This window comes from Pseudomonas libanensis (genome assembly GCF_001439685.1).
In the GTDB taxonomy this organism is placed as follows: domain Bacteria; phylum Pseudomonadota; class Gammaproteobacteria; order Pseudomonadales; family Pseudomonadaceae; genus Aquipseudomonas; species Aquipseudomonas libanensis.
The window spans coordinates 492469-514208 of sequence record NZ_JYLH01000001.1; the positions used below are offsets into that span (position 1 = coordinate 492469).

Genomic DNA, 21740 nt, shown 5'->3' on the forward strand with positions numbered 1-21740 from the left:
AAAACGCCAGCCTCGTGCTGGCGTTTTGCTTTCTGGTCGGTGGTGAGTCTGTTTGGTAAGGTGGCGCCCATTAGATCACTATCGGGGGCAAGCCCCCTCCCACACTGACTGTGTTCACAGGTCCAAATGTGGGAGGGGGCTTGCCCCCGATGAGGCCCGATCGGCCACCCTCACTTTCAAGGACGAACAACCATGGGCAACCCCCTGGCCGGCATCGGCATGGACTTCAACCGCTCCCAGTTCATGGCGCGCCAGCGCATCGAAAGCCAGATCAACCTGCCGCGCCTGTTTGCGGCCATCGACGCCGACCCCGCCATTGTCGGTGCAGGTGTGGTGTATATCGATGCCGATTTCAACGTTGTCACCCTGCGCGAATTTCAGCCCATCTGCAGCATCGCACCCAAGCGTGTGATCCTGCGAGAGGCGCAGAAGTACATCGCGCCAACGCAATTCGCCCAGCAGGTGCAAGACAATCCGCGTGAGTCCCGGTTGGTGGGTGAAGCGGTCAATACCACGCTATCGTGTGCCGGCGCGGTCATCGGGTGGATTGTGGTGCTCAGTGGTTCCGTCGCGGTCCCGTTTTCGGCGGGCGCCAGTTCGGTAGTCGTGGCGCTCGGCTACACGGCTGCGGCAGCCAGTTCTGTGCAGTGTTTTGCCAGCGGCTATCGCACGGTCAATGAGGTCCGCAATCCTGCACGCAATGATCAGCTCGACAGTGAGGAATGGTACCAATACACCATGATTGCCCTGGATGCGGCGTCGTTGATTGGGGTGGGTTCATCGGCGTTGGCAACGGTCAAGCTGGTGCGGCTGAATAAGGCCGCCACCGGGAAAAGTGTGAGAGAGGTGCTCAGGGGCCTGAATCGACAGGAGCGCGCCAAGTTGACCAAAGAGCTGCTGAGCATCAACGACCCACGCTTGACGTCCAAGATGATCAAGTTGAAGCAGTTGTCGGGCGAATTGCCTAAGCGGTTCACGCCCACCGAGGTCAAGCATGCAACGGTCACGCAGATCAAGGACGCGTTGGGTGCGGCCATCGGTTTTACCGGCAGTGCGGTGTCAGGGAACGTGCGCACAATTGCCATAGGGCTGTATGAGGAGGCCGAGCAATGAACGAGCTGCCTAGCATTCGCAGTTTTCTGTCGACGTATTTCCCAGTCTTTATGGGGGCGATATTTGCCTGCATTTTCACCCTCGTGTTTGCGGTTCCGGTGTTCTTCGACAGCTATATGCCAAGCCTGTCCATGGCAGATAACGCCAAGTACTCCTTCCTGGTGGGTATCGCACTCACGCTAGTCATTGTGCACTGCAATTTCATGATTGCACGCGGGCGTCCCCAATGGATGTGGCCGTTAGTGATGCTGCTGGGGGTATGCTTTCTGGGTGTATTGCCAACACTCAATGATCAACCGAATGGGCTGGTATATGCCTTGAGCCTGTTGTTTCCATTGCTTGGGTTATTGCTGTTCAACAGCAAACGCCACCGTGAAATGCGCCAGAAACTGGTCGAAGTCCGCTGTCTGCGCCAAGTCATGATTGCCCGACACAGACACCGTTGACCGGGTAGGTTCACCGCCCACCCTCATGTCCGCGCTACAAATATGTGCGTCACTCGCACCACGGCACCCACGTTGGCGCCGTTTTGGTGCTGTACTGCACCGGGCCCCACGATGAAGTGCAATGACCGCCGCACTGGCATAAGTCTTGCGCGCGTTGTGCTTATGCCCTGGCTCGCAGGAGGCCGCCGTGTCGATTCATGTCGCGTTGCACCACGTTACGCACTACCGCTACGACCGCGCTGTTGAACTCGGCCCGCAGATCGTTCGGCTACGCCCGGCAGCCCATAGCCGTACGCGGATACTGTCTTACGCGCTGAAAGTGCTGCCGGAGCAGCATTTCATCAACTGGCAGCAAGACCCCCAGGGTAATTACCTGGCGCGCCTGGTGTTCCCGGAAAAGACTGACGAGTTGCGCATTGAAGTTGACCTGGTCGCCGAGATGGCCGTGTTCAACCCGTTCGACTTTTTCCTGGAACCCTACGCTGAAAAAATCCCTTTTAACTATGCCGCCGATGAGCAGCGCGAGCTGGCGCCGTACCTGGAAACCTTGCCGCTGACTCCAAGGTTGACCGCGTATCTGACGGGTATCGACCGCACGCCACTGCCGGCCGTGGATTTTCTCGTCGGCCTCAATCAGCGCCTGGCCGCTGATATCGGTTATCTGATTCGCATGGAACCGGGCGTGCAAACCCCGGAATTCACCCTGGAAAACGCGTCCGGCTCCTGTCGCGACTCGGCCTGGTTGTTGGTGCAATTGCTGCGCAACCTCGGGTTGGCGGCGCGATTTGTCTCTGGTTACCTGATTCAACTGACCGCTGACGTCAAAGCCCTCGACGGCCCGTCCGGTACCGAGGTGGACTTCACCGACCTGCATGCCTGGTGCGAAGTGTATTTGCCCGGCGCCGGCTGGATCGGCCTTGACGCGACTTCCGGGCTGTTCGCCGGTGAAGGGCATATCCCGTTGGCCTGTAGCCCCGATCCATCATCTGCCGCTCCGATCAGTGGGTTGGTTGAGCCGTGCGAGTGTGAATTTACCCACGAGATGTCGGTGGAACGTATCTGGGAAGCGCCACGGGTGACCCAGCCCTACACCGAAGCACAATGGCTGGCGATCCAGGCCCTGGGCCGGCAGATCGACGCTGACCTGCTCAAGCACGACGTGCGCCTGACCATGGGCGGCGAGCCGACCTTCGTCTCTATCGACGACCCTGACGGCGCTGAATGGAACACCGCCGCCCTGGGGCCGGACAAGCGTCGCCTGTCCGCCGAGCTGTTCCAACGCCTGCGCCGGCACTATGCGCCCAAGGGCCTGGTGCATTTCGGCCAGGGCAAGTGGTACCCCGGCGAGCAACTGCCGCGTTGGTCGCTTAACTGTTACTGGCGCCGAGATGGCGTGCCGATCTGGCACAACAGCGCGTTGATCGCCGATGAACAAGAGGATTATGGTGCTGACGGCGCGATGGCCGGGCGCTTCCTGGCCAGCATCGCCGAGCGCTTGAAACTGCCGGCGCGCTTTGTGTTCCCGGCCTTTGAAGACAACTTCTACTACCTGTGGCGCGAGGGCGCGTTGCCGCACAACGTCAGCGCCCAGGACCCGCGCTTGAGCGACGAACTGGAGCGCGAACGCCTGCGCAAAGTCTTCGCTCAGGGCCTGGATAAAATCATCGGCCACGTGCTGCCCCTGGCGCGCACCGCAGCCAATGATCGCTGGCAGAGTGGTCGCTGGTACCTGCGCGACAATCACTGCCGCCTGGTGCCGGGGGATTCGCCGCTGGGCTATCGCCTGCCTTTGGCGTCCCAACCCTGGGTGGCGGCGGCGGAGTATCCGTTCGTGCACCCGACCGACCCGAATCAGGATCAACCTGACCTGCCAACCACCGCCCAACTGCACAGCCATGGCGAGCCGGGACCGAGCGATGAGCGTGTGCCGAAGGTCGACGAGTCCGCTGACTGGCTGACCCGCACCGCGCTGTGCGCCGAGGCGCGGGAAGGGCGCCTGTACCTGTTTATGCCGCCGCTGGAACGCGTCGAGGATTACCTGGAACTGGTGGCCGCCATCGAGGCCACCGCCGAAGAGTTGCATTGCCCGGTGCTGCTGGAAGGTTACGAGCCGCCCGCAGACACGCGTTTGAGCAACTTCCGGGTCACGCCGGACCCCGGTGTAATCGAGGTCAATGTACAACCGTCCGCCACCTGGGACGAATTGGTGGAGCGCACCGAATTCCTCTATGAAGAAGCCCGGCAAACCCGGCTGACCACCGAGAAATTCATGATCGACGGGCGCCACACCGGTACCGGTGGCGGCAACCATTTTGTGCTGGGCGGCGCGACGCCCAAGGACTCACCCTTCCTGCGCCGTCCTGACCTGCTGCGCAGCCTGATCAGCTATTGGCATAACCACCCGTCGCTGTCCTACTTGTTCTCAGGTCTGTTTATCGGCCCGACCTCCCAGGCGCCAAGGGTGGACGAGGCACGCAACGATGCGCTGTATGAACTGGAAATCGCCTTCGCGCAGATGCCAGCGCCGGGCGAGGAGTGTCCGCCGTGGTTGGTGGATCGCCTGCTGCGCAACTTGCTGATCGATGTGACCGGCAACACCCATCGCGCCGAATTCTGTATCGACAAACTCTACTCCCCCGACGGCGCTACTGGCCGCCTGGGCTTGCTCGAATTACGCGCCTTTGAAATGCCGCCCCATGCACGCATGAGCCTGACCCAGCAGTTGTTACTGCGCGCACTGGTGGCGCGATTCTGGCGCGAGCCTTACGCGCCGCCGAAACTGGCGCGCTGGGGCACCGAGTTGCATGACCGTTTCCTGTTGCCGCATTTTATCGAGCAGGACTTTGCCGACGTGATCGTCGAACTGAATGCGGCCGGCTACCCGCTGCGTGCCGAATGGTTCGCGGCGCACCTGGAGTTCCGCTTTCCCAAGGTAGGCGCCTACGCCGTCAGCGGTATCGAACTGGAACTGCGCCAGGCCTTGGAGCCTTGGCATGTGCTGGGCGAAGAGGGCGCGGTGGGCGGTACGGTACGCTATGTGGATTCGTCCCTGGAGCGCCTGCAAGTGAAGTTGACTGGCCTGCCAGCGCAACGCTACCTGCTGACCTGCAATGGCATCCCGGTGCCACTGCAACCGACCGGCCGCGTCGCAGAGTTTGTCGCTGGCGTGCGCTACCGCGCCTGGCAACCGGCCAACTGCCTGCAACCGACCATTGCAGTGCACGCGCCATTGAAATTCGACCTGTTCGACACCTGGATGCAGCGCTCGCTGGGCGGCTGCCAATACCACGTGGCGCATCCGGGTGGACGCAATTACGACAGCTTGCCGGTAAATGCCAACGAGGCAGAGAGCCGGCGGATGGCGCGGTTTTTTCGCTTGGGGCATAGCCCGGGCAAGCTTGTGGTGCCGGCTGTAGTGGTGAACGATGAATTGCCAATGACCTTGGATTTGCGACGTTTTACAAAAAATAAGGAATGAACATGATCCAAGTGTGGGAGCAGGCAAGCCAGCTCCCACATTGGATCGTAGTGAATTTGAGTTAACCTGACTTCCCTTGCCCCTGCCGAGCGTTCCATGTCCGATTTGCTCGACCGTTACCCGCTGACCGCGGGCACCTACCACGAACTGCTGGACGCCAGCGGCGCGGTGCGTGCCCATTGGCAGCGCTTGCTCGATCACCTGCAACGCAGCACGCCCGCGCAACTGGCCCAGCGCCAGGCGCTTCTGACCCGGCAAATCCAGGAAAACGGCGTGACCTACAACGTCTACGCCGACCCCAAGGGCGCTGACCGCCCCTGGGAGCTGGACCTGCTGCCCCATGTGCTGGCCGCTGATGAGTGGCGGCAGCTGTCGGCCGGCATCGCCCAGCGGGCGCGCTTGCTCAATGCAGTGCTGGCCGACCTGTACGGCCCGCAGCGCCTGATCAAGGAAGGCTTGCTGCCCGCCGAACTGGTGTTCGGGCATAACAACTTCCTGTGGCCGTGCCAGGGCATCCAGCCGCCCGACGGCGCATTCCTGCACTTGTACGCCGTGGACCTGGCGCGCACTCCGGATGGCCGCTGGTGGGTCACCGCCGACCGTACCCAGGCGCCGTCGGGCGCCGGCTACGCTTTGGAAAACCGCACCATCGTGTCCCGCGCCTTCCCGGACTTGTACCGTGATTTGCAGGTGCAGCACCTCACCGGTTTCTTTCGCACGCTCCAGGAAACCCTGGCTCGCCAGGCGCCGGGCGACGACCAGCCACCGCTGATCGTGCTGCTCACGCCGGGCCGTTTCAACGAGAGCTATTTCGAACACCTGTACCTGGCGCGCCAACTCGGTTACCCGTTGGTAGAAGGCGGTGACCTCACCGTGCGCGACAGCACTGTGTTCCTGAAAACCCTCAGCGGCCTGCGTCGGGTCCACGCGATCATGCGCCGCCTCGACGACGATTTCTGCGACCCGCTGGAGCTGCGTACCGACTCGGCTCTCGGCGTGCCTGGCCTGCTGGACGCCGTGCGCCAAGGCAATGTGCTGGTGGCCAATGCCCTGGGCAGCGGTGTGCTGGAGTCCCCAGGCTTGTTGGGTTTCCTGCCAAAGATCAACGAATTCCTGTTCGGTGAAGCGCTGATCCTGCCGTCGATTGCCACCTGGTGGTGCGGCGAGGCACCGGTACTGGCCGAGGCGCTGGAGAAACTCCCGGAGCTGTTGATCAAACCGGCGTTTTCTTCGCAAAGTTTCGCCCCGGTTTTTGGCCGTGACCTGAACGAACAGCAACGCCAGGCCCTGGCCGAGCGCATGCGCGCACGGCCTTACGCCTACGTTGCCCAAGAGCTGGCGCAGTTGTCCCAGGCGCCGGTATGGCATACCGAGGAAGACCATCTGCAACACCGCGCCATCGGCATGCGCGTGTACGCGGTGGCCAGTGATGAGGGGTATCGCGTGCTGCCTGGTGGCCTGACCCGTGTGGCTGCCGAGGCCGATGCTGAGGTGGTATCGATGCAGCGCGGCGGCGCCAGCAAGGACACCTGGGTGTTGGGTGAGCGTGCCAACGTTGGCGAACAGTGGCGTGCCCAGCGTGCGATTGGCGCCCACGACCTGGTACGTCGCGACCCTTATTTGCCGTCGCGGGTGGTGGAAAACCTGTTCTGGTTTGGCCGCTATTGTGAACGCTGCGATGACAGTGCGCGCTGGCTGCGTATCGTGCTGGCGCGTTATGTGGATGGCGATGATCCGTTGGCGTTGCAGGCAGCGGTTGAACTGGGAGAAAGCCTGCGCCTGTTGCCGGAGGAGGGCGAGCTGCCCGAGCGCCTGCTCGCCGCCTTGCTCGGTGATGATTGGCCTTCGAGCCTGCGCGCCAACTTGCAGCGCTTGCAGTGGGCGGCGTCCCAGGTACGCGGCAAGCTGTCCCGGGAAAACTGGCAGGCCCTGGTGGAGTTGCAACGCGAAGCCTTGGAACTGGAAAGCCAAGCCCCTGATTTTGGCGAGCTGCTGGATTTCCTCAACCGCCTGGTGATGTCCCTGGCGGCGCTGTCCGGGTTTGCCCTGGACGACATGACCCGCGATGAAGGCTGGCGTTTCTTGATGATGGGCCGGCGTATCGAGCGCCTGCAGTTTCTCAGCAGCAGCCTGGCAGCGTTCCTGCGCGGTGTGGCGGTGTTCGACCAGGCCGGGTTGGAGTGGTTGCTGGAACTGGGCAACAGCAGCATCACCTATCGCTCGCGCTACCTGGCGGTGCCGCAGTTGATCCCGGTGCTCGACCTGTTGTTGCTCGATGAGCAGAATCCCCATGCGGTGCTGTTCCAGTTGAAACTGGTGAGCCGCACCCTGCGTCGCCTCAATGATGATTTCGGTGTGCCTCGGGAAACCGGCCTGGCGCCGTTGGTGGAGCGCCTGGCGCGCTTCGAGCTGGGCTGCCTGGAGAACCCGTTGTTCGGCGAGGCCAGCGTGCGTGCTGCGCTGGACGGCCTGGCCGACCTGTTGCAAACGGTCGCCGATGAAAGTGGGCAAGTGTCCGATCGCCTGGCGCTGCGCCATTTTGCCCATGTGGACGATGTCAGCCAGCAGACGGTGTCGGTGTGATGAGCGCGCGCTACCAGATTTTCCACGATACCCATTACCACTACGACAGCCCGGTGTCCTTGGCGCAGCAATTGGCGCATTTATGGCCACGGCCGTGCGCCTGGCAACGTTGTACCTGGCAGCAGCTGGAGATCAGCCCGCAGCCGTCTTCGCGTCGCGATGAGCTGGATGTGTTCGGCAACCCGATCACCCGCCTGGCGTTCGAACGGCCCCATGATGAATTGCTGGTAAACGCGGCGCTGACCGTGGAAGTGCTGGCGCGGCCTGTACTGGATTTGCAGCAATCGCCGGCCTGGGACCAGACTCGCGACAGCTTGACCTACAGCAGCCAGCCCATGGCAGGGGAACTGATCGAGGCCTGTCGTTATCGCTTCGAATCGCCTTACGTGCATTTGAAGAACACCTTTGTCGAGTTCTCCGAAAGCTGCTTCCCGCCCGGCGAGCCCTTGCTGCTGGGCACGCAGGCGTTGATGCAGAAGATTTTCAGCGAGTTCACCTTCGATGCCGAAGCCACTCAGGTCGCCACGCCACTGGTGGAGGTGCTGGAGCGGCGGCGCGGAGTGTGCCAGGACTTCGCCCACTTGATGCTCGCCTGCCTGCGCTCGCGTGGGCTGGCGGCGCGCTATATCAGCGGTTACCTGCTGACCCAGCCACCGCCCGGCCAGCCACGGTTGATCGGCGCCGACGCGTCCCATGCCTGGGTCTCGGTGTTTTGCCCGGAGTCGGGTTGGGTGGATTTTGATCCGACGAATAATGTGCAGCCGGCACTGGAGCACATTACCCTGGCCTGGGGCCGGGATTTCTCTGATGTGTCGCCGTTGCGTGGGGTGATTCTGGGGGGCGGTAGCCATGACCCGGAGGTGCGGGTGACGGTGATGCCACTGGAATAGCGGTGGGTTGTGGCGAGCAGGGAGGGCCTGCTCACCCCAACAAAATTTATTCCGCCGGGTCTTTCGGGGTTTCGGTCTCGTCAGTCACTTCACCTTCCGCATCCGGGGTCAGTGCGCCGGCTTCTTCGTCTGCAGCGGCTTTCTTGCGTTGCAGTTTTTCCTCTTTCTTCTGTTCCTTGGCCAAGTCTCTCTGACGTTTGGCGAAGGAGTAATTAGGTTTGGCCATGGGCGATCCTCTAGGGTCGAAGGTGAGGGTGGGCGGCGCGCAGCTGCCTTGGGTCGTCATGGTAGCAGCTTCAAGGTGCCTTTCGCCTTCACTTACCGCAGGCGTAGGCGGCCAGCAGGCCGTTGAACAGGTGATTAAGGTGCATGGCGCGGACTCCAGTGGGCAATGGAGCGATCATAGGCAGCCTGCGGCACTTTGGCTGGTTGATTGTGTTGATCAAGCTGATAGCCTAAAGTTGTATACAATCTGTTGATGCAGATCATAAGAGCTTAAGCCTGCTTGAGGCACCCTTGTCGCAATACGCGTTTTCTAACCCTGCCTTGGAGATTCACATGTTTGCCAAACTCGTTGCTGTTTCCCTGCTGACTCTGGCGAGCGGCCAGTTGCTTGCCGCAGAGTGCAAGGTCACCGTCGACTCTACCGACCAGATGTCCTTCAACACCAAAGAAATCACCATCGACAAGAGCTGTAAGCAGTTCACCGTTGAGCTGACTCACTCGGGTAACCTGCCCAAGAACGTCATGGGGCATAACTGGGTGCTGACCACTGAAGCCAACATGCAGCCTGTGGCTACTGACGGTATGGCTGCAGGTATCGATAAGGATTATCTGAAAGCCGGTGATGACCGTATCATCGCCCACACTAAGATCATTGGCGCTGGCGAGAAAGACTCGGTGACCTTCGACGTCTCCAAGCTGAAAGCCGATGAGAAGTACAGCTTCTTCTGCTCCTTCCCTGGCCATATCTCGATGATGAAAGGTGCCGTGGTCCTGAAGTAACACCGCGTTATCGTTCATCGCAGGCAAGCCAGCTCCCACAGGTTGAAATGCATTCCAAATGTGGGAGCTGGCTTGCCTGCGATGGCGATCTGAACATCAGCCCAAAACGATCGGGTTCACCTCAAGGCGCAAACGGCATCTCCCGCTTGTGCTCAGTCTTGCGATAGGTCTCGCAGATAATCCTGAACGCTTCCTCACGCACCGGTTCACCGTGCAGGAAGGCATCAATCTCTGCATAGGTCACGCCATGTGACGCCTCGTCCGGCTTGCCCGGCGACAAGTCTTCCAGGTCCGCCGTCGGGATCTTCTCCACCAGCGACTCGGGCGCACCAAAGTGCCGGGCAATCCCACGCACCTGGTTCTTCACCAGCCCACTCAATGGCGCCAGATCGCAGGCGCCATCACCGAACTTGGTGAAAAAACCCATCACTGCTTCTGCCGCGTGGTCAGTGCCGATCACCAGGCCACCGGCTGCTCCAGCGATGGTGTACTGCGCCACCATGCGCATGCGCGCCTTGGTGTTGCCCAGTACGAAGTCGCGGGACACCGCCGCCTTGCCTTCAAACGCTGCTACTTCATTGGCCAGGGCTTTCACTGCCGGGCCGATGTTCACGGTGTGGCGCTCGTCCGGCTCGATAAAGTCCACCGCAGCCTGGGCGTCGTGTTCGTCGAACTGGGTATCGTAGGGCAGGCGCACGGCGATAAAGCGATAAGCCTCGTCGCCGCTGCTGGCGCGCAGTTCCTGCACCGCCCGTTGGGCCAAGAGGCCTGCGGTCAGGGAGTCGACGCCGCCGCTGATGCCCAGCACCAGGGTTTTGAGCCCGGAATTGCGCAGGCAGTTCTGGATAAAGGCTACGCGTCGGGCGATCTCGGCTTCAAGGCTGGCCTGGTCGTTGAACGGCGCTTGGACCTTGAGCTGCTGCGCAATCTCACGCTGTACGGCTTGCATGATTCACTCCTTGCTGGAAAGGGCAGGTACTTTGAAAACGTGACGCAAATAGGCGACAAAATTCGGGTCGGTGCAATGGGTCTTGCCCGCTTCATCGGAGATCTTGGCGACGGGCTGGCCATTGCAGGCCGTCATTTTAAGCACGATGCTCATCGGTTCCACCCCTGGTATATCGCAGGTCAGGTTGGTGCCGATGCCAAAACTCACATTAATGCGGCCACGCAGCGCACGGAAAATCTCCAGGGCCTTGGGCAGCGTCAGGCTGTCGGAGAACACCAGGGTCTTGCTCATCGGTTCGATGCCGAGCTTGTGGTAGTGGGCGATGGCTTTTTCCGCCCACTGGATGGGGTCGCCGGAGTCGTGGCGCAGGCCGTCGAACAGCTTGGCAAAGTACAAATCAAAGTCGCCGAGGAAGGCGTCAGTGGTGATGCAATCGGTCAAGGCGATGCCCAGCAGGCCACGGTATTCGCGTACCCAGCAATCCAGGGCGGCGATCTGGCTGTCGATCAGGCGCGGGCCGAGTTGCTGGTGGGCCATGATCCATTCGTGGGCCATGGTGCCCAGGGGTTTCATGTCGAATTCGCGGGCCAGGTGTACGTTGCTGGTGCCGACAAAACGCCCGGGGAAATCGTGCTTGAGCACGCTGACCACTTCTTCCTGCACACGATAGGAGAAACGCCGGCGCGTACCGAAGTCCGCCACTTGCAGTTCCGAGAGCTCATCACTGCTGGCATTGGCCGTCAGCCAATCGAATTTGCGGTACAGCTGCTCGCGGGCCTGTTCGAGGATCACCGTCTGGTAGCGGTAGCGGTTACGCACTTCGCTGACGATGGCCAGCATCGGCACTTCAAACAGGATCACATGCAGCCACGGCCCGCGCAGGCGGATAAACAACTCGCCGTTCTCTATACCGGTCTGCACGTAGCGCAGGTTGAAACGGAACAGCCCGAGGAAGCGCAAAAAGTCCGGCTTCATAAAGCTGATGCGTTCGAGGAAACCCAACTGGTCGGGGCTCAGGCTCAGCTCGGCGAGGCGTTCGATCTGGTAGCGGATCTCCGCCAGGTACGGGCGCAGGTCTTCGCTGTTGCGGCAACGGAACTCCCATTCAACTTCCACATTCGGGTAGTTGTGCAGCACCGCCTGCATCATGGTCAGCTTGTAGAAGTCGGTGTCGAGCAAGTTCTGCACGATGCGATCGGCAAACACACTCTCGCTCATAACGGGAATCTCCAGACGGGTCGGCGATGAGGCGCCGGCCTTTACGCACTATTAAGGAAGGGGGCTAGTGGCGCATAGACCTGTGGGGTTTTGCCAGTGATTTTTTTGGAATGACCACTGGCCCCCTCGCAGGCAAGCCAGCTCCCACACTTGAAATGCATTCCAAATGTGGGAGCTGGCTTGCCTGCGAGGGCGGTGGTGCAGCCAAAAAATATCTAAACCTGTTCCATCATCCACTTCACAAAATCTCGCACTTTGGGCACTTCCGCCGAATGTTCCGGATAAGCCAGGTAATAAGCATCCTGGCTCGGCATTGCATGCTGCCAGGGAATCACCAGCTTGCCCTCGGCCAGTTCCTCCTCCACCAGAAAGCGCGGCAGCAACGCCACGCCACAGCCCACCTGCGCGGCGCGGATGCACATATAGAAGGTGTCGAAACGCGGCCCATGGTAGCTGTGCTCGGTATGCAAGCCCTGGCTGGCAAACCAGTCATGCCAGCCCTGGGGCCGCGAGGCGTTTTGCAGCAGCACCAGCTCGCTCAGTCGCGTGGGGTCGGTGAAGGGCAGGGCGGGCAGGCTGTCGGGCGAACAGACAGGCACAAGCTCTTCGCTGAACAGCTTCAGGCTCTCGGTACCGGGGCGTGCGCCCTGGCCGAAATAGAACGCCATATCGGCCTTGCCTTGCAGCAACTCGTCAGGTTCCTGCTCGTTGCACAGGTCCAGGTGAATCTGCGGGTGGCGCAGGCGCCAACCCTTGAGGCGCGGCACCAGCCAGCGCGCACCGAATGTGTAGGGCGTGGATACCCGCAGCACTTCGGTCTCGCCGCCGTAGGAGCGCAGGTAATGGGTGGACATCTCCACCTGGGTGAGGATCTTGCGCACTTCCACCAAGTACAGATCACCCGCTGGGGTCATCTGCAAGCGACGGCGTACCCGGCGAAACAGCAGGTGTTGCAGCAGCTCTTCCAACTGTGCCACCTGTTTGCTCACCGCGCTTTGCGTAAGGTTCAGCTCTTCGGCTGCACGGGTAAAGCTCAGGTGGCGAGTGGCGGCTTCGAAACACTGCAGGGCAGTGATCGAGGGCAAATGTCTTTTGTTCAGCACGGCATGCCTCTTTTTATTCTTTGCATGAATAAACGGAATGATATCTCGCCTAATCGTCGTTTGTTGGCAAGTCTTGGGCCAGCTACAAATAAGCGCTGGATCGCCGTGTCGGTGGCGGCGCGAATTTTCTGTTTGAGATTGAAGGAGTGACCCATGGTTGCCGCATTGCTTGATCGTCTCGGGGTAAACCCGACGCTGTACCAATCGGGAAAGCAGCCCGTGCATTCGCCGATCGATGGTAGCCGGATCGGCAGCGTGCACTGGGAAGGCGCCGCCGAGGTGGAGCAACAGGTCAGTCGCGCCGAGCATGCATTCGAAGCCTGGCGCAAGGTGCCGGCGCCGCGACGCGGCGAGCTGGTGCGCCAGTTTGGCGACGTGCTGCGCCAATACAAGGCCGACCTCGGCGAACTGGTGTCATGGGAAGCCGGCAAGATTACCCAGGAAGGCTTGGGCGAAGTGCAGGAGATGATCGACATCTGCGACTTCGCCGTCGGCCTGTCGCGCCAGCTGTATGGCTTGACCATCGCCTCCGAGCGCCCTGGCCACCATATGCGTGAAACCTGGCACCCGCTGGGCGTGGTCGGCGTGATCAGCGCCTTCAACTTTCCGGTGGCCGTGTGGGCGTGGAATACCACCCTGGCCCTGGTGTGCGGTAACGCGGTGATCTGGAAACCCTCGGAAAAGACCCCCCTCACCGCACTGGCCTGCCAGGCGCTGTTCGAGCGCGTATTGAAGACATTCGACGGTGCCCCCGAGTACCTCAGCCAGGTGATCATTGGCGGTCGCGACGCCGGCGCCGCGCTGGTGGATGACCCGCGCGTCGCCCTGATCAGTGCCACCGGCAGCACCCGCATGGGCCGCGAAGTGGCGCCCAAAGTTGCCGCGCGTTTCGCCCGCAGCATCCTCGAACTGGGCGGCAACAACGCGATGATCCTCGGCCCGAGCGCCGACCTGGACATGGCCGTGCGCGCCATCCTGTTCAGTGCCGTCGGCACCGCCGGACAACGCTGCACCACCCTGCGCCGGCTGATCGCCCATGAGTCAGTCAAGGAAGACATCGTCACCCGCCTCAAGGCCGCCTACTCCAAGGTGCGCATCGGCCACCCGCTGGAAGGCAACCTGATCGGCCCGCTGATCGACAAGCAGGGCTTCGACAACATGCAGGACGCCCTTGAGCAAGCCTTGAGCGAAGGCGGCAAGGTGTTCGGCGGCAAGCGCCAGTTGCAAGACCAATTCCCCAACGCCTATTACGTGTCGCCGGCCATCGTGGAAATGCCCGAGCAGAGCGACGTGGTGTGTACCGAGACGTTCGCGCCGATTCTCTACGTGGTCGGCTACACCGACTTTGCCGAAGCCTTGCGCTTGAACAACGCCGTACCCCAGGGCTTGTCGTCGTGCATCTTCACCACCGATGTGCGCGAAGCCGAGCAGTTCATGTCGGCCGTGGGCAGCGATTGCGGCATTGCCAACGTCAACATCGGCCCGAGCGGCGCGGAGATTGGTGGCGCGTTTGGCGGTGAGAAAGAGACCGGCGGCGGGCGTGAATCGGGCTCGGATGCGTGGCGCGGGTATATGCGCCGGCAGACCAATACCGTGAACTACTCGCTGGAGTTACCGTTGGCACAAGGCATTACTTTCGACTGATCTGGCACGGTCAATGTGGGAGCTGGCAAGCCAGCTCCCACAGGTGATTGAGTTCCCCATTCAAAAGAGTATTTGTTTGTTAGGTCTCATCGGAGTCTGGCAATGGCACTGCGCGAAACATGTTTATGGGAACAACTCACCCCTGGCCGGCCGGATCGTGCCGCGCTCAAGGGTGCGGTCAAGGTGGATGTATGCGTGATCGGTGCCGGCATCACCGGCTTGTCGGCTGCCATTCACTTGCTGGAGCAGGGCAAAAGCGTTGCCGTACTTGAAGCCCATCGCACCGGCCATGGTGGCTCGGGCCGCAATGTCGGGCTGGTGAATGCCGGCATGTGGATTCCACCGGACGAGATCGAAGCCGGTTTCGGTACGGCGGTGGGCAGCCAGCTCAATCGCATGTTGGGCGCGGCGCCGTCCCTGGTGTTCGGCCTGGTCGACAAATACCGCATCGATTGCCAATTGCGCCGCGAGGGCACTCTGCACATGGCCCACAATGCCCGTGGCGAGGCGGATTTGCGCAGCCGTGAAGAGCAGTGGAAACGCCGTGGTGCGCCGGTTGAGTTACTGACCGGGCAAGCATGCGAGCAAGCCACAGGGACCATGAAAATCGCTGCCGCGTTGCTGGATCGGCGTGCCGGCACCTTGAACCCCATGGCTTACACGACGGGCTTGGCGAATGCCGCCGTGGGGCTGGGCGGGCAGCTGTTCGACCATTCCCCGGTCACCCAGCTGGAGCGCCAAGGTGCCGATTGGTCGGTGCAGACCGCCGAAGGCGCGGTGCAGGCCGCACAGGTGGTGATCGCCTCCAACGCCTATACCGAAGGCGAATGGACCGAGTTGCGGCGCAATTTCTTCCCCGGCTATTACTACCAAGTGGCGTCGGCGCCGCTGACCGACGACGCCGCCCGGCAGATCCTCCCCGGCGGCCAGGGCTCATGGGACACGCGCCAGGTACTGAGTAGCATCCGTCGTGATGCCGATGGGCGCCTGTTGCTTGGCAGCCTGGGCAACGGCAATCAGAAACCGGCCTGGTTTCTCAAGGCGTGGGCCGATCGGGTGCAGCAGCACTACTTTCCCTATCTCAAATCGGTGCAGTGGGAATGCACTTGGACCGGTTGCATCGCCTTCACGCCAGACCACCTTATGCGCCTGTTTGAACCGGCCCCCGGGCTAGTGGCAGTTACCGGCTACAACGGCCGTGGCGTAACCACCGGCAGTGTGGTGGGCAAGGCGTTTGCCGACTATCTGTGTCACCAGGATCCCCAGGCCCTGCCGATCCCGTTTGCGCCCATGCAACCCTTGACCGGGGCAAGCCTGCGCAGCTGCTTGTATGAAGCTGGATTCTCGCTGTATCACGCCGGGCAATGCCTGAGGATCGTGATCTGATCAGCGAAAATACCTGTCAGAAGCCTGCATTTTCTTAGCAGGCTACCCATCTGTATTGGTGCAAGGCGTAGCAATCTCGCACTGTAAATGTGCAGTTCCGTTACGCACGTTGTTACAGGTGTAGGAACTGTCGTTTATCCCTCTGGTTGCAGGTGCGACCTGTTGAGGTTGTACTTTTTTGATCCGTTGGTTGCACCTATAGAGGCTAGACGGTTGCACGTCCTGGCAAAAGGCGTCTAAACGCCTGTAATAACAATGACACCGTGTCTTTTTGAAGAATAAAAACGTAATGGCACGCGGCTTGCTCTGAGCTTTCGGTGAAAGGTTTGAATGCAAGTTGTCGTGCCAAAAATCAAAAATATCGGAGCACCACTCATGTCCCAGACGTTTTACAAGAAAGGTTTTCTGGCCCTCGCCGTTGCAGCGGCGCTGGGTGTTTCTACGTTTGTTCAAGCCGATGTGAAGATTGGTGTGGCGGGCCCGATGACGGGCGCCAACGCCGCTTTCGGTGAGCAGTACATGAAGGGTGCCCAGGCGGCAGCCGACGTTATCAACAAGGCCGGCGGCATCAACGGCGAGCAGATCAAGCTGATTGCCGGCGATGACGCCTGCGAACCCAAGCAAGCCGTGGCCGTTGCCAACCGCCTCGCGGACCAGGACAAAGTCATCGGCGTGGTCGGGCACTTCTGCTCCTCGAACACCATCCCGGCCTCTGAGGTCTACGACGAGGCCGGCATCATCGCCATCACCCCGGGCTCCACCAACCCCCAAGTCACCGAACGCGGCTTGAGCGCGATGTTCCGCATGTGCGGGCGTGACGACCAACAAGGCATCGTCGCCGGCGACTACATTGTCGACGTGCTCAAGGGCAAGAAAGTCGCGGTGATCAACGACAAGGACACCTACGGCAAGGGCCTGGCCGATGCCACTGCGGCGCAGTTGACCAAGCGCGGCGTCAAGCCGGTGCTGGAAGAGGGCCTGACCCGTGGCGAGAAAGACTTCAGCGCCCTGGTTACCAAGATCCGCTCCCTGGGCGCCGATGTCGTGTACTTCGGCGGCTTGCATCCGGAAGCCGGCCCGTTGGTGCGCCAGATCCGTGAAGCCGGTTTGAAAGACGTCAAGTTCATGTCCGATGACGGCGTGGTGACCGACGAACTGGTGGCGACTGCCGGTGGTGCGCAGTACGTCGATGGCGTGTACATGACCTTCGGCGCCGACCCGCGCCTGCTGCCGGACAGCAAGGCGGTGGTGGAGGAGTTCCGTAAAAACGGCACCGAGCCTGAAGGCTACACCCTGTACGCCTACGCCTCGATCCAGGCCCTGGCTGCCGGCTTCAACGGTGCCAAGTCCAACAAGGGCGAAGACGCTGCCAAGTGGCTGAAAGCCAACCCGGTCCAGACGGTGATGGGCAAGAAGGAATGGGACGGTAAGGGCGACCTGAAAGTCTCTGACTACGTGGTTTACCAGTGGGACAAAGACGGCAAATACCATCAGCTGGAAAAGCAGAAGTAGGTAAAAGCACCACAGTTCCAATGTGGGAGCGGGCTTGCTCGCGAAAGCAGAGTGTCAGTCGCCGAATGTGTTTATGACACACCGCATTCGCGAGCAAGCCCGCTCCCACATAAGGGCTGTGTTTTGACCCCGATCTGTTTTTTCCTCCAGAAGCGCCGCACACCCATTGGTTGCAGGTGCTCACCGCGTGAGATTGCGTTATGGATGGTATTTTCCTGCAGCAACTGGTCAACGGCCTGACCCTCGGGTCGGTCTATGGCCTGATCGCCATCGGCTACACAATGGTCTATGGCATCATTGGCATGATCAATTTCGCCCACGGCGAGGTTTATATGATTTCCGCTTACCTCGCGGCGATCAGTCTGGCACTGCTGGCCTACTTCGGCATCGAATCCTTCCCGCTGCTCATTCTCGGCACCTTGATCTTCACCGTGGTCGTCACCGGCGTTTATGGTTGGGTCATTGAGCGTGTCGCCTATAAACCGTTGCGTAACTCTACCCGACTGGCTCCGCTGATCAGCGCCATCGGTATCTCGCTGATTCTGCAGAACTATGCACAGATCGCCCAGGGCGCCAAGCAACAAGGCATCCCGACCCTGCTGGCCGGCGCCTGGCGCGTCGATATCGGCACTGGCTTCGTGCAACTGACCTACACCAAAGTGTTCATCCTCGTGGCGGCGTTCGCCGGCATGGCGTTGCTCACCTACATCATCAAATACACCAAGCTCGGCCGCATGTGTCGCGCCACCCAGCAAGACCGCAAGATGGCCTCGATCCTGGGCATCAACACCGACCGCGTGATCTCCTACGTGTTTGTCATCGGTGCTGCCATGGCCGCCCTGGCCGGTGTGCTTATCACCCTCAACTACGGCACCTTCGACTTCTATGCCGGCTTCATCATCGGCATCAAGGCATTTACCGCAGCGGTACTCGGCGGCATCGGCTCCCTGCCTGGGGCGATGCTCGGCGGGATCATCCTCGGTATTTCCGAGTCGTTGTTCTCGGGGTTGATCAACTCTGACTACAAAGACGTGTTCAGTTTCTCCCTGCTGGTGGTGATTCTGATTTTCCGTCCCCAGGGCCTGCTTGGTCGCCCACTCGTGGCGAAGGTGTAAACATGTCTGCTGCCAAATCTATCGATATCAAGAAAAGTGTGGTCGATACGGTCCTCGCCGGGCTGATTTCGCTGATCGTGTTCGGCCCTATCGTCGGCGTGGTCCTCGACGGCTACAGCTTCAACCTGGAGCCGATGCGCGTTGCCACATTGGTCGCCATTGTGATGGCCGGGCGCTTTGCCCTCAGCCTGTTCCTGCAAACCCCCAAGGGTGTGAAGATCCTGCAGGGCTTCGAGAGCAGTGGTTCGGGCGTGCATGTGCTGGCGCCGGATTACAAGTCGCGGTTGCGCTGGATCATCCCGGCGTTGATCGTGATCGCCATCGTGTTCCCGATCTTCGCCAACAAATACCTGCTTACCGTGGTTATTCTCGGGCTGATCTATGTGTTGCTCGGCCTGGGGCTGAACATTGTGGTGGGCCTGGCCGGCTTGCTCGACCTGGGCTACGTGGCGTTCTACGCCATCGGTGCCTATGGCCTGGCGCTGGGTTATCAATACCTCGGCCTGGGCTTCTGGACGGTGCTGCCGCTGGCGGCCATTGCGGCGGCATTGGCGGGGTGCATACTCGGCTTCCCGGTGCTACGAATGCACGGTGACTACCTGGCCATCGTGACCCTGGGGTTTGGCGAAATCATTCGCCTGGTGCTCAATAACTGGCTGTCGTTTACAGGTGGGCCGAATGGTATGCCGGTACCATCGCCGACTTTTCTCGGGCTTGAATTCGGGCGCAGGGCGAAGGAGGGCGGGGTGCCGTTCCATGAGTTCTTCGGCATCGACTACAACCCCAACATCAAATTCCTGTTTATCTACATCGTGCTGTTCCTGGTGGTGCTGGCGGTGCTGTACATCAAGCATCGCTTGACCCGCATGCCGGTGGGCCGCGCCTGGGAAGCCTTGCGCGAAGATGAAATTGCCTGCCGTTCCATGGGTTTGAACCACGTGCTGGTCAAGCTCTCGGCGTTCACCATCGGCGCATCCACCGCCGGTTTGGCCGGGGTGTTTTTTGCCAGCTACCAGGGCTTCGTCAACCCGTCGTCGTTTACCTTCTTCGAGTCGGCGTTGATCCTGGCCATTGTGGTGCTCGGCGGCATGGGCTCGACGGTGGGCGTGGTGATTGCGGCGTTCGTACTGACTGTTGCGCCTGAACTGCTGCGCAGCTTCTCCGAATACCGCGTACTGCTGTTTGGCGTGCTGATGGTAGTGATGATGATCTGGCGACCGCGGGGCTTGATTCGAATCAGCCGTACCGGTGTGACCCCACGTAAAGGAGTCGCGCCATGAGCAAGGAAGTTGTGCTGTCCGTGGAACACCTGATGATGCACTTCGGTGGCATCAAGGCCTTGAGCGATGTGAGCCTCAAGGTCGAACGCAACTCGATCTTCGCCCTGATCGGCCCCAACGGCGCCGGCAAGACCACGGTGTTCAACTGCCTCACCGGCTTCTACAAAGCCAGCGGCGGCAAGATCGAACTCAACGTGCGGGGCCAGCAGACCAACGTAATCCAGCTGCTCGGCGAGCGCTTCAAGGCGGTGGACTTCGTGTCGCCGAAAAGCTTTTGCAGCCGCGTGTACTACAAGATGTTCGGCGGTACCCATCTGGTGAACCGCGCCGGCCTGGCGCGGACCTTCCAGAACATTCGCCTGTTCAAGGAAATGTCGGTGCTGGAAAACCTGCTGGTGGCCCAGCACATGTGGGTCAACCGCAACATGCTCGCCGGCATCCTCAACACCAAGGGCTACCGCAAGGCCGAAAGCGATGCCCTCGACCACGCCTTCTACTGGCTGGAAGTGGTCGACCTGGTGGACTGTGCCAACCGCCTGGCTGGCGAGCTCTCCTACGGCCAGCAGCGCCGCCTGGAAATCGCCCGCGCCATGTGCACGCGGCCGCAGATCATCTGCCTGGACGAGCCCGCTGCGGGCCTCAACCCCCAGGAAACCGAAGCCCTCAGCGCGATGATTCGCCTGCTGCGCGACGAACACGACCTCACGGTGGTGCTGATCGAACACGACATGGGCATGGTGATGAGTATTTCCGACCACATCGTGGTACTGGACCACGGCAACGTGATCGCCGAAGGCGGCCCGGAGGCGATCCGCAACGACCCGAAAGTGATTGCCGCCTACCTGGGCGCGGACGAAGAGGAGCTGGTATGAGTGCGCCTATCCTCGAAATGAAGGACCTGGACGTCTATTACGGCCCGATCCAGGCCCTGAAGAAAGTCTCGCTGTACATCAACGAAGGCGAAACCGTCAGCCTGATCGGCTCCAATGGCGCGGGTAAATCCACGCTGCTGATGTCGATCTTCGGCCAGCCACGGGCCGAGTCGGGGCAGATTCTGTACAACGGCGTCGACATTACCCACAAGTCGTCCCACTACATCGCTTCCAATGGCATTGCGCAGTCGCCGGAAGGGCGGCGGGTGTTCCCCGACATGACCGTCGAGGAAAACCTGCTGATGGGCACCATCCCCATTGGCGACAAGTTTGCCGGCGAGGACATGCAGCGCATGTTCGAGCTGTTCCCCAGGCTCAAGGAGCGACGTAACCAGCGGGCCATGACCATGTCCGGTGGCGAACAGCAAATGCTCGCTATCGCCCGCGCATTGATGAGCCGGCCCAAGCTGTTGCTGCTGGATGAGCCGAGCCTGGGGTTGGCGCCGATCGTGGTGAAGCAGATCTTTTCCACCCTGCGCGAGCTGGCCTCCACCGGGATGACCATCTTCCTGGTGGAGCAGAACGCCAACCATGCGCTGCGGTTATCGGATCGGGCGTATGTGATGGTCAATGGCGAGATTCGCCTGACGGGCACCGGCAAGGAACTGCTGGTGAATGAGGAAGTGCGCAACGCCTACCTCGGTGGTCACTAGTTTAAAATTTGACGCAGGCCCTGTGGGAGCGGGCTTGCTCGCGAAAGCGGTGTGTCAGTCAGTACATCTGGAACTGACCCACCGCTTTCGCGAGCAAGCCCGCTCCCACATTTGTTTTGTGGTGTTTACAAGGCCGATGCCAAATTGTGGAAAACAAATCCAGCCACCCTCCAAAGCGCGACATATAGCCGCCGCAAATCGCTGTTTTGTCACAGTTTTGACTTGTCCCCATCCACTGTGGAACCGGCTGTGGGTAACGTGGGAGTAGCTGGCTGAAAGCCTTTAAATACGTGGGTTACAGCCTTGTGGTTGTTTTTTGATCAGTCGCTTTTTTGCGGCCGTCCGAGGGTTTTGTCAACCTGTTTAAAGACACAGGTATATGACCGGAATATGTCCGTCCAGGCTGTGGATAAGTCTGTGACTAAACTCTGGA

Annotated in this window: 17 protein-coding genes; 13 read left to right on the forward strand and 4 right to left on the reverse strand. The window is 60.7% G+C overall.

The window, feature by feature from the left end; translation table 11 throughout:
- The first annotated feature begins 192 nt into the window (after positions 1 to 192).
- The 5 genes from ssp4 (at position 193) to TU73_RS02120 (ending at position 8510) form a co-directional block, all read left to right on the forward strand.
- Positions 193 to 1113: an Ssp4 family T6SS effector gene (ssp4, locus tag TU73_RS02100; RefSeq protein WP_057010745.1), complete on the forward strand. Its 921-nt coding sequence runs from the start codon at positions 193 to 195 to the stop codon at positions 1111 to 1113.
- Positions 1110 to 1559 (forward strand): hypothetical protein, encoded by a 450-nt coding sequence (locus TU73_RS02105; RefSeq protein ID WP_057010746.1) that lies wholly within the window; start codon positions 1110 to 1112, stop codon positions 1557 to 1559. The genes ssp4 and TU73_RS02105 overlap by 4 nt, the downstream gene beginning before the upstream one ends.
- Before the next feature lie 187 nt (positions 1560 to 1746).
- Positions 1747 to 5037 (forward strand): transglutaminase family protein, encoded by a 3291-nt coding sequence (locus tag TU73_RS02110; RefSeq protein WP_057010747.1) that lies wholly within the window; start codon positions 1747 to 1749, stop codon positions 5035 to 5037.
- Between the two features lie 96 nt (positions 5038 to 5133).
- The gene (locus TU73_RS02115; protein ID WP_057010748.1) at positions 5134 to 7620 is read left to right on the forward strand and encodes a circularly permuted type 2 ATP-grasp protein; all 2487 of its coding nucleotides are present in this window, start codon (positions 5134 to 5136) and stop codon (positions 7618 to 7620) included.
- Positions 7620 to 8510 carry a transglutaminase family protein gene (locus TU73_RS02120; RefSeq protein WP_057010749.1) on the forward strand — a complete coding sequence of 297 codons (891 nt, stop codon included), beginning with the start codon at positions 7620 to 7622 and terminating at the stop codon, positions 8508 to 8510. Before TU73_RS02115 ends, TU73_RS02120 begins: the two co-directional genes overlap by 1 nt.
- Before the next feature lie 46 nt (positions 8511 to 8556).
- Here the strand turns inward: TU73_RS02120 and TU73_RS02125 are convergent, their stop codons facing one another.
- Complete coding sequence (locus TU73_RS02125; protein WP_057010750.1) at positions 8557 to 8736, reverse strand: hypothetical protein; 180 nt, start codon at positions 8734 to 8736, stop codon at positions 8557 to 8559.
- Positions 8737 to 9068: 332 nt separating this feature from the next.
- Between TU73_RS02125 and azu the strand changes: the two genes are divergently transcribed.
- Complete coding sequence (gene azu, locus TU73_RS02135) at positions 9069 to 9515, forward strand: azurin (RefSeq protein WP_043047849.1); 447 nt, start codon at positions 9069 to 9071, stop codon at positions 9513 to 9515.
- A gap of 121 nt (positions 9516 to 9636) precedes the next feature.
- Here the strand turns inward: azu and nadE are convergent, their stop codons facing one another.
- From nadE to TU73_RS02150, 3 genes are all read right to left on the reverse strand, one after another.
- Positions 9637 to 10464 carry an ammonia-dependent NAD(+) synthetase gene (nadE, locus tag TU73_RS02140; protein WP_057010752.1) on the reverse strand — a complete coding sequence of 276 codons (828 nt, stop codon included), beginning with the start codon at positions 10462 to 10464 and terminating at the stop codon, positions 9637 to 9639.
- Between the two features lie 3 nt (positions 10465 to 10467).
- Positions 10468 to 11682 carry a nicotinate phosphoribosyltransferase gene (pncB, locus tag TU73_RS02145; RefSeq protein WP_003188094.1) on the reverse strand — a complete coding sequence of 405 codons (1215 nt, stop codon included), beginning with the start codon at positions 11680 to 11682 and terminating at the stop codon, positions 10468 to 10470.
- A gap of 215 nt (positions 11683 to 11897) precedes the next feature.
- Positions 11898 to 12785, reverse strand: a complete 888-nt coding sequence (locus TU73_RS02150; RefSeq protein WP_057010753.1) for a LysR family transcriptional regulator — start codon at positions 12783 to 12785, stop codon at positions 11898 to 11900.
- 153 nt (positions 12786 to 12938) lie between these two features.
- On the opposite strand from TU73_RS02150, the gene amaB reads away from it, so the two are divergent.
- The 7 genes from amaB to TU73_RS02185 all read left to right on the forward strand — a co-directional run bounded on the left by amaB (position 12939) and on the right by TU73_RS02185 (position 21307).
- Positions 12939 to 14429: an L-piperidine-6-carboxylate dehydrogenase gene (amaB, locus tag TU73_RS02155; RefSeq protein WP_057010754.1), complete on the forward strand. Its 1491-nt coding sequence runs from the start codon at positions 12939 to 12941 to the stop codon at positions 14427 to 14429.
- 102 nt (positions 14430 to 14531) lie between these two features.
- On the forward strand, positions 14532 to 15815 hold the full coding sequence (gene amaA, locus TU73_RS02160) for an L-pipecolate oxidase (protein WP_057010755.1): 1284 nt from the start codon (positions 14532 to 14534) through the stop codon (positions 15813 to 15815).
- 375 nt (positions 15816 to 16190) lie between these two features.
- Positions 16191 to 17327: a branched-chain amino acid ABC transporter substrate-binding protein gene (locus tag TU73_RS02165; RefSeq protein WP_057010756.1), complete on the forward strand. Its 1137-nt coding sequence runs from the start codon at positions 16191 to 16193 to the stop codon at positions 17325 to 17327.
- A gap of 200 nt (positions 17328 to 17527) precedes the next feature.
- Complete coding sequence (locus tag TU73_RS02170) at positions 17528 to 18442, forward strand: ABC transporter permease subunit (protein WP_003188099.1); 915 nt, start codon at positions 17528 to 17530, stop codon at positions 18440 to 18442.
- 2 nt (positions 18443 to 18444) lie between these two features.
- Positions 18445 to 19722 carry a high-affinity branched-chain amino acid ABC transporter permease LivM gene (gene livM / locus TU73_RS02175; RefSeq protein WP_057010757.1) on the forward strand — a complete coding sequence of 426 codons (1278 nt, stop codon included), beginning with the start codon at positions 18445 to 18447 and terminating at the stop codon, positions 19720 to 19722.
- Entirely contained in the window at positions 19719 to 20594 is an 876-nt protein-coding gene (locus tag TU73_RS02180; RefSeq protein WP_057010758.1) for an ABC transporter ATP-binding protein, read from the forward strand. Before livM ends, TU73_RS02180 begins: the two co-directional genes overlap by 4 nt.
- Positions 20591 to 21307 carry an ABC transporter ATP-binding protein gene (locus TU73_RS02185; protein ID WP_046070667.1) on the forward strand — a complete coding sequence of 239 codons (717 nt, stop codon included), beginning with the start codon at positions 20591 to 20593 and terminating at the stop codon, positions 21305 to 21307. Before TU73_RS02180 ends, TU73_RS02185 begins: the two co-directional genes overlap by 4 nt.
- Positions 21308 to 21740: the final 433 nt, after the last annotated feature.

Excerpts from the sequence above, each read along its gene's own strand:
- TU73_RS02105 (WP_057010746.1), top strand. The coding sequence starts at position 1,110 with ATGAACGAGCTGCCTAGCATTCGCAGTTTTCTGTCGACGTATTTCCCA.
- amaB (WP_057010754.1), top strand. The coding sequence starts at position 12,939 with ATGGTTGCCGCATTGCTTGATCGTCTCGGGGTAAACCCGACGCTGTAC.
- TU73_RS02185 (WP_046070667.1), top strand. The coding sequence starts at position 20,591 with ATGAGTGCGCCTATCCTCGAAATGAAGGACCTGGACGTCTATTACGGC.
- livM (WP_057010757.1), top strand. The coding sequence starts at position 18,445 with ATGTCTGCTGCCAAATCTATCGATATCAAGAAAAGTGTGGTCGATACG.
- TU73_RS02125 (WP_057010750.1), bottom strand. The coding sequence starts at position 8,736 with ATGGCCAAACCTAATTACTCCTTCGCCAAACGTCAGAGAGACTTGGCC.
- TU73_RS02180 (WP_057010758.1), top strand. The coding sequence starts at position 19,719 with ATGAGCAAGGAAGTTGTGCTGTCCGTGGAACACCTGATGATGCACTTC.
- TU73_RS02170 (WP_003188099.1), top strand. The coding sequence starts at position 17,528 with ATGGATGGTATTTTCCTGCAGCAACTGGTCAACGGCCTGACCCTCGGG.
- TU73_RS02165 (WP_057010756.1), top strand. The coding sequence starts at position 16,191 with ATGTCCCAGACGTTTTACAAGAAAGGTTTTCTGGCCCTCGCCGTTGCA.
- amaA (WP_057010755.1), top strand. The coding sequence starts at position 14,532 with ATGGCACTGCGCGAAACATGTTTATGGGAACAACTCACCCCTGGCCGG.
- ssp4 (WP_057010745.1), top strand. The coding sequence starts at position 193 with ATGGGCAACCCCCTGGCCGGCATCGGCATGGACTTCAACCGCTCCCAG.
- pncB (WP_003188094.1), bottom strand. The coding sequence starts at position 11,682 with ATGAGCGAGAGTGTGTTTGCCGATCGCATCGTGCAGAACTTGCTCGAC.
- nadE (WP_057010752.1), bottom strand. The coding sequence starts at position 10,464 with ATGCAAGCCGTACAGCGTGAGATTGCGCAGCAGCTCAAGGTCCAAGCG.
- azu (WP_043047849.1), top strand. The coding sequence starts at position 9,069 with ATGTTTGCCAAACTCGTTGCTGTTTCCCTGCTGACTCTGGCGAGCGGC.
- TU73_RS02115 (WP_057010748.1), top strand. The coding sequence starts at position 5,134 with ATGTCCGATTTGCTCGACCGTTACCCGCTGACCGCGGGCACCTACCAC.
- TU73_RS02120 (WP_057010749.1), top strand. The coding sequence starts at position 7,620 with ATGAGCGCGCGCTACCAGATTTTCCACGATACCCATTACCACTACGAC.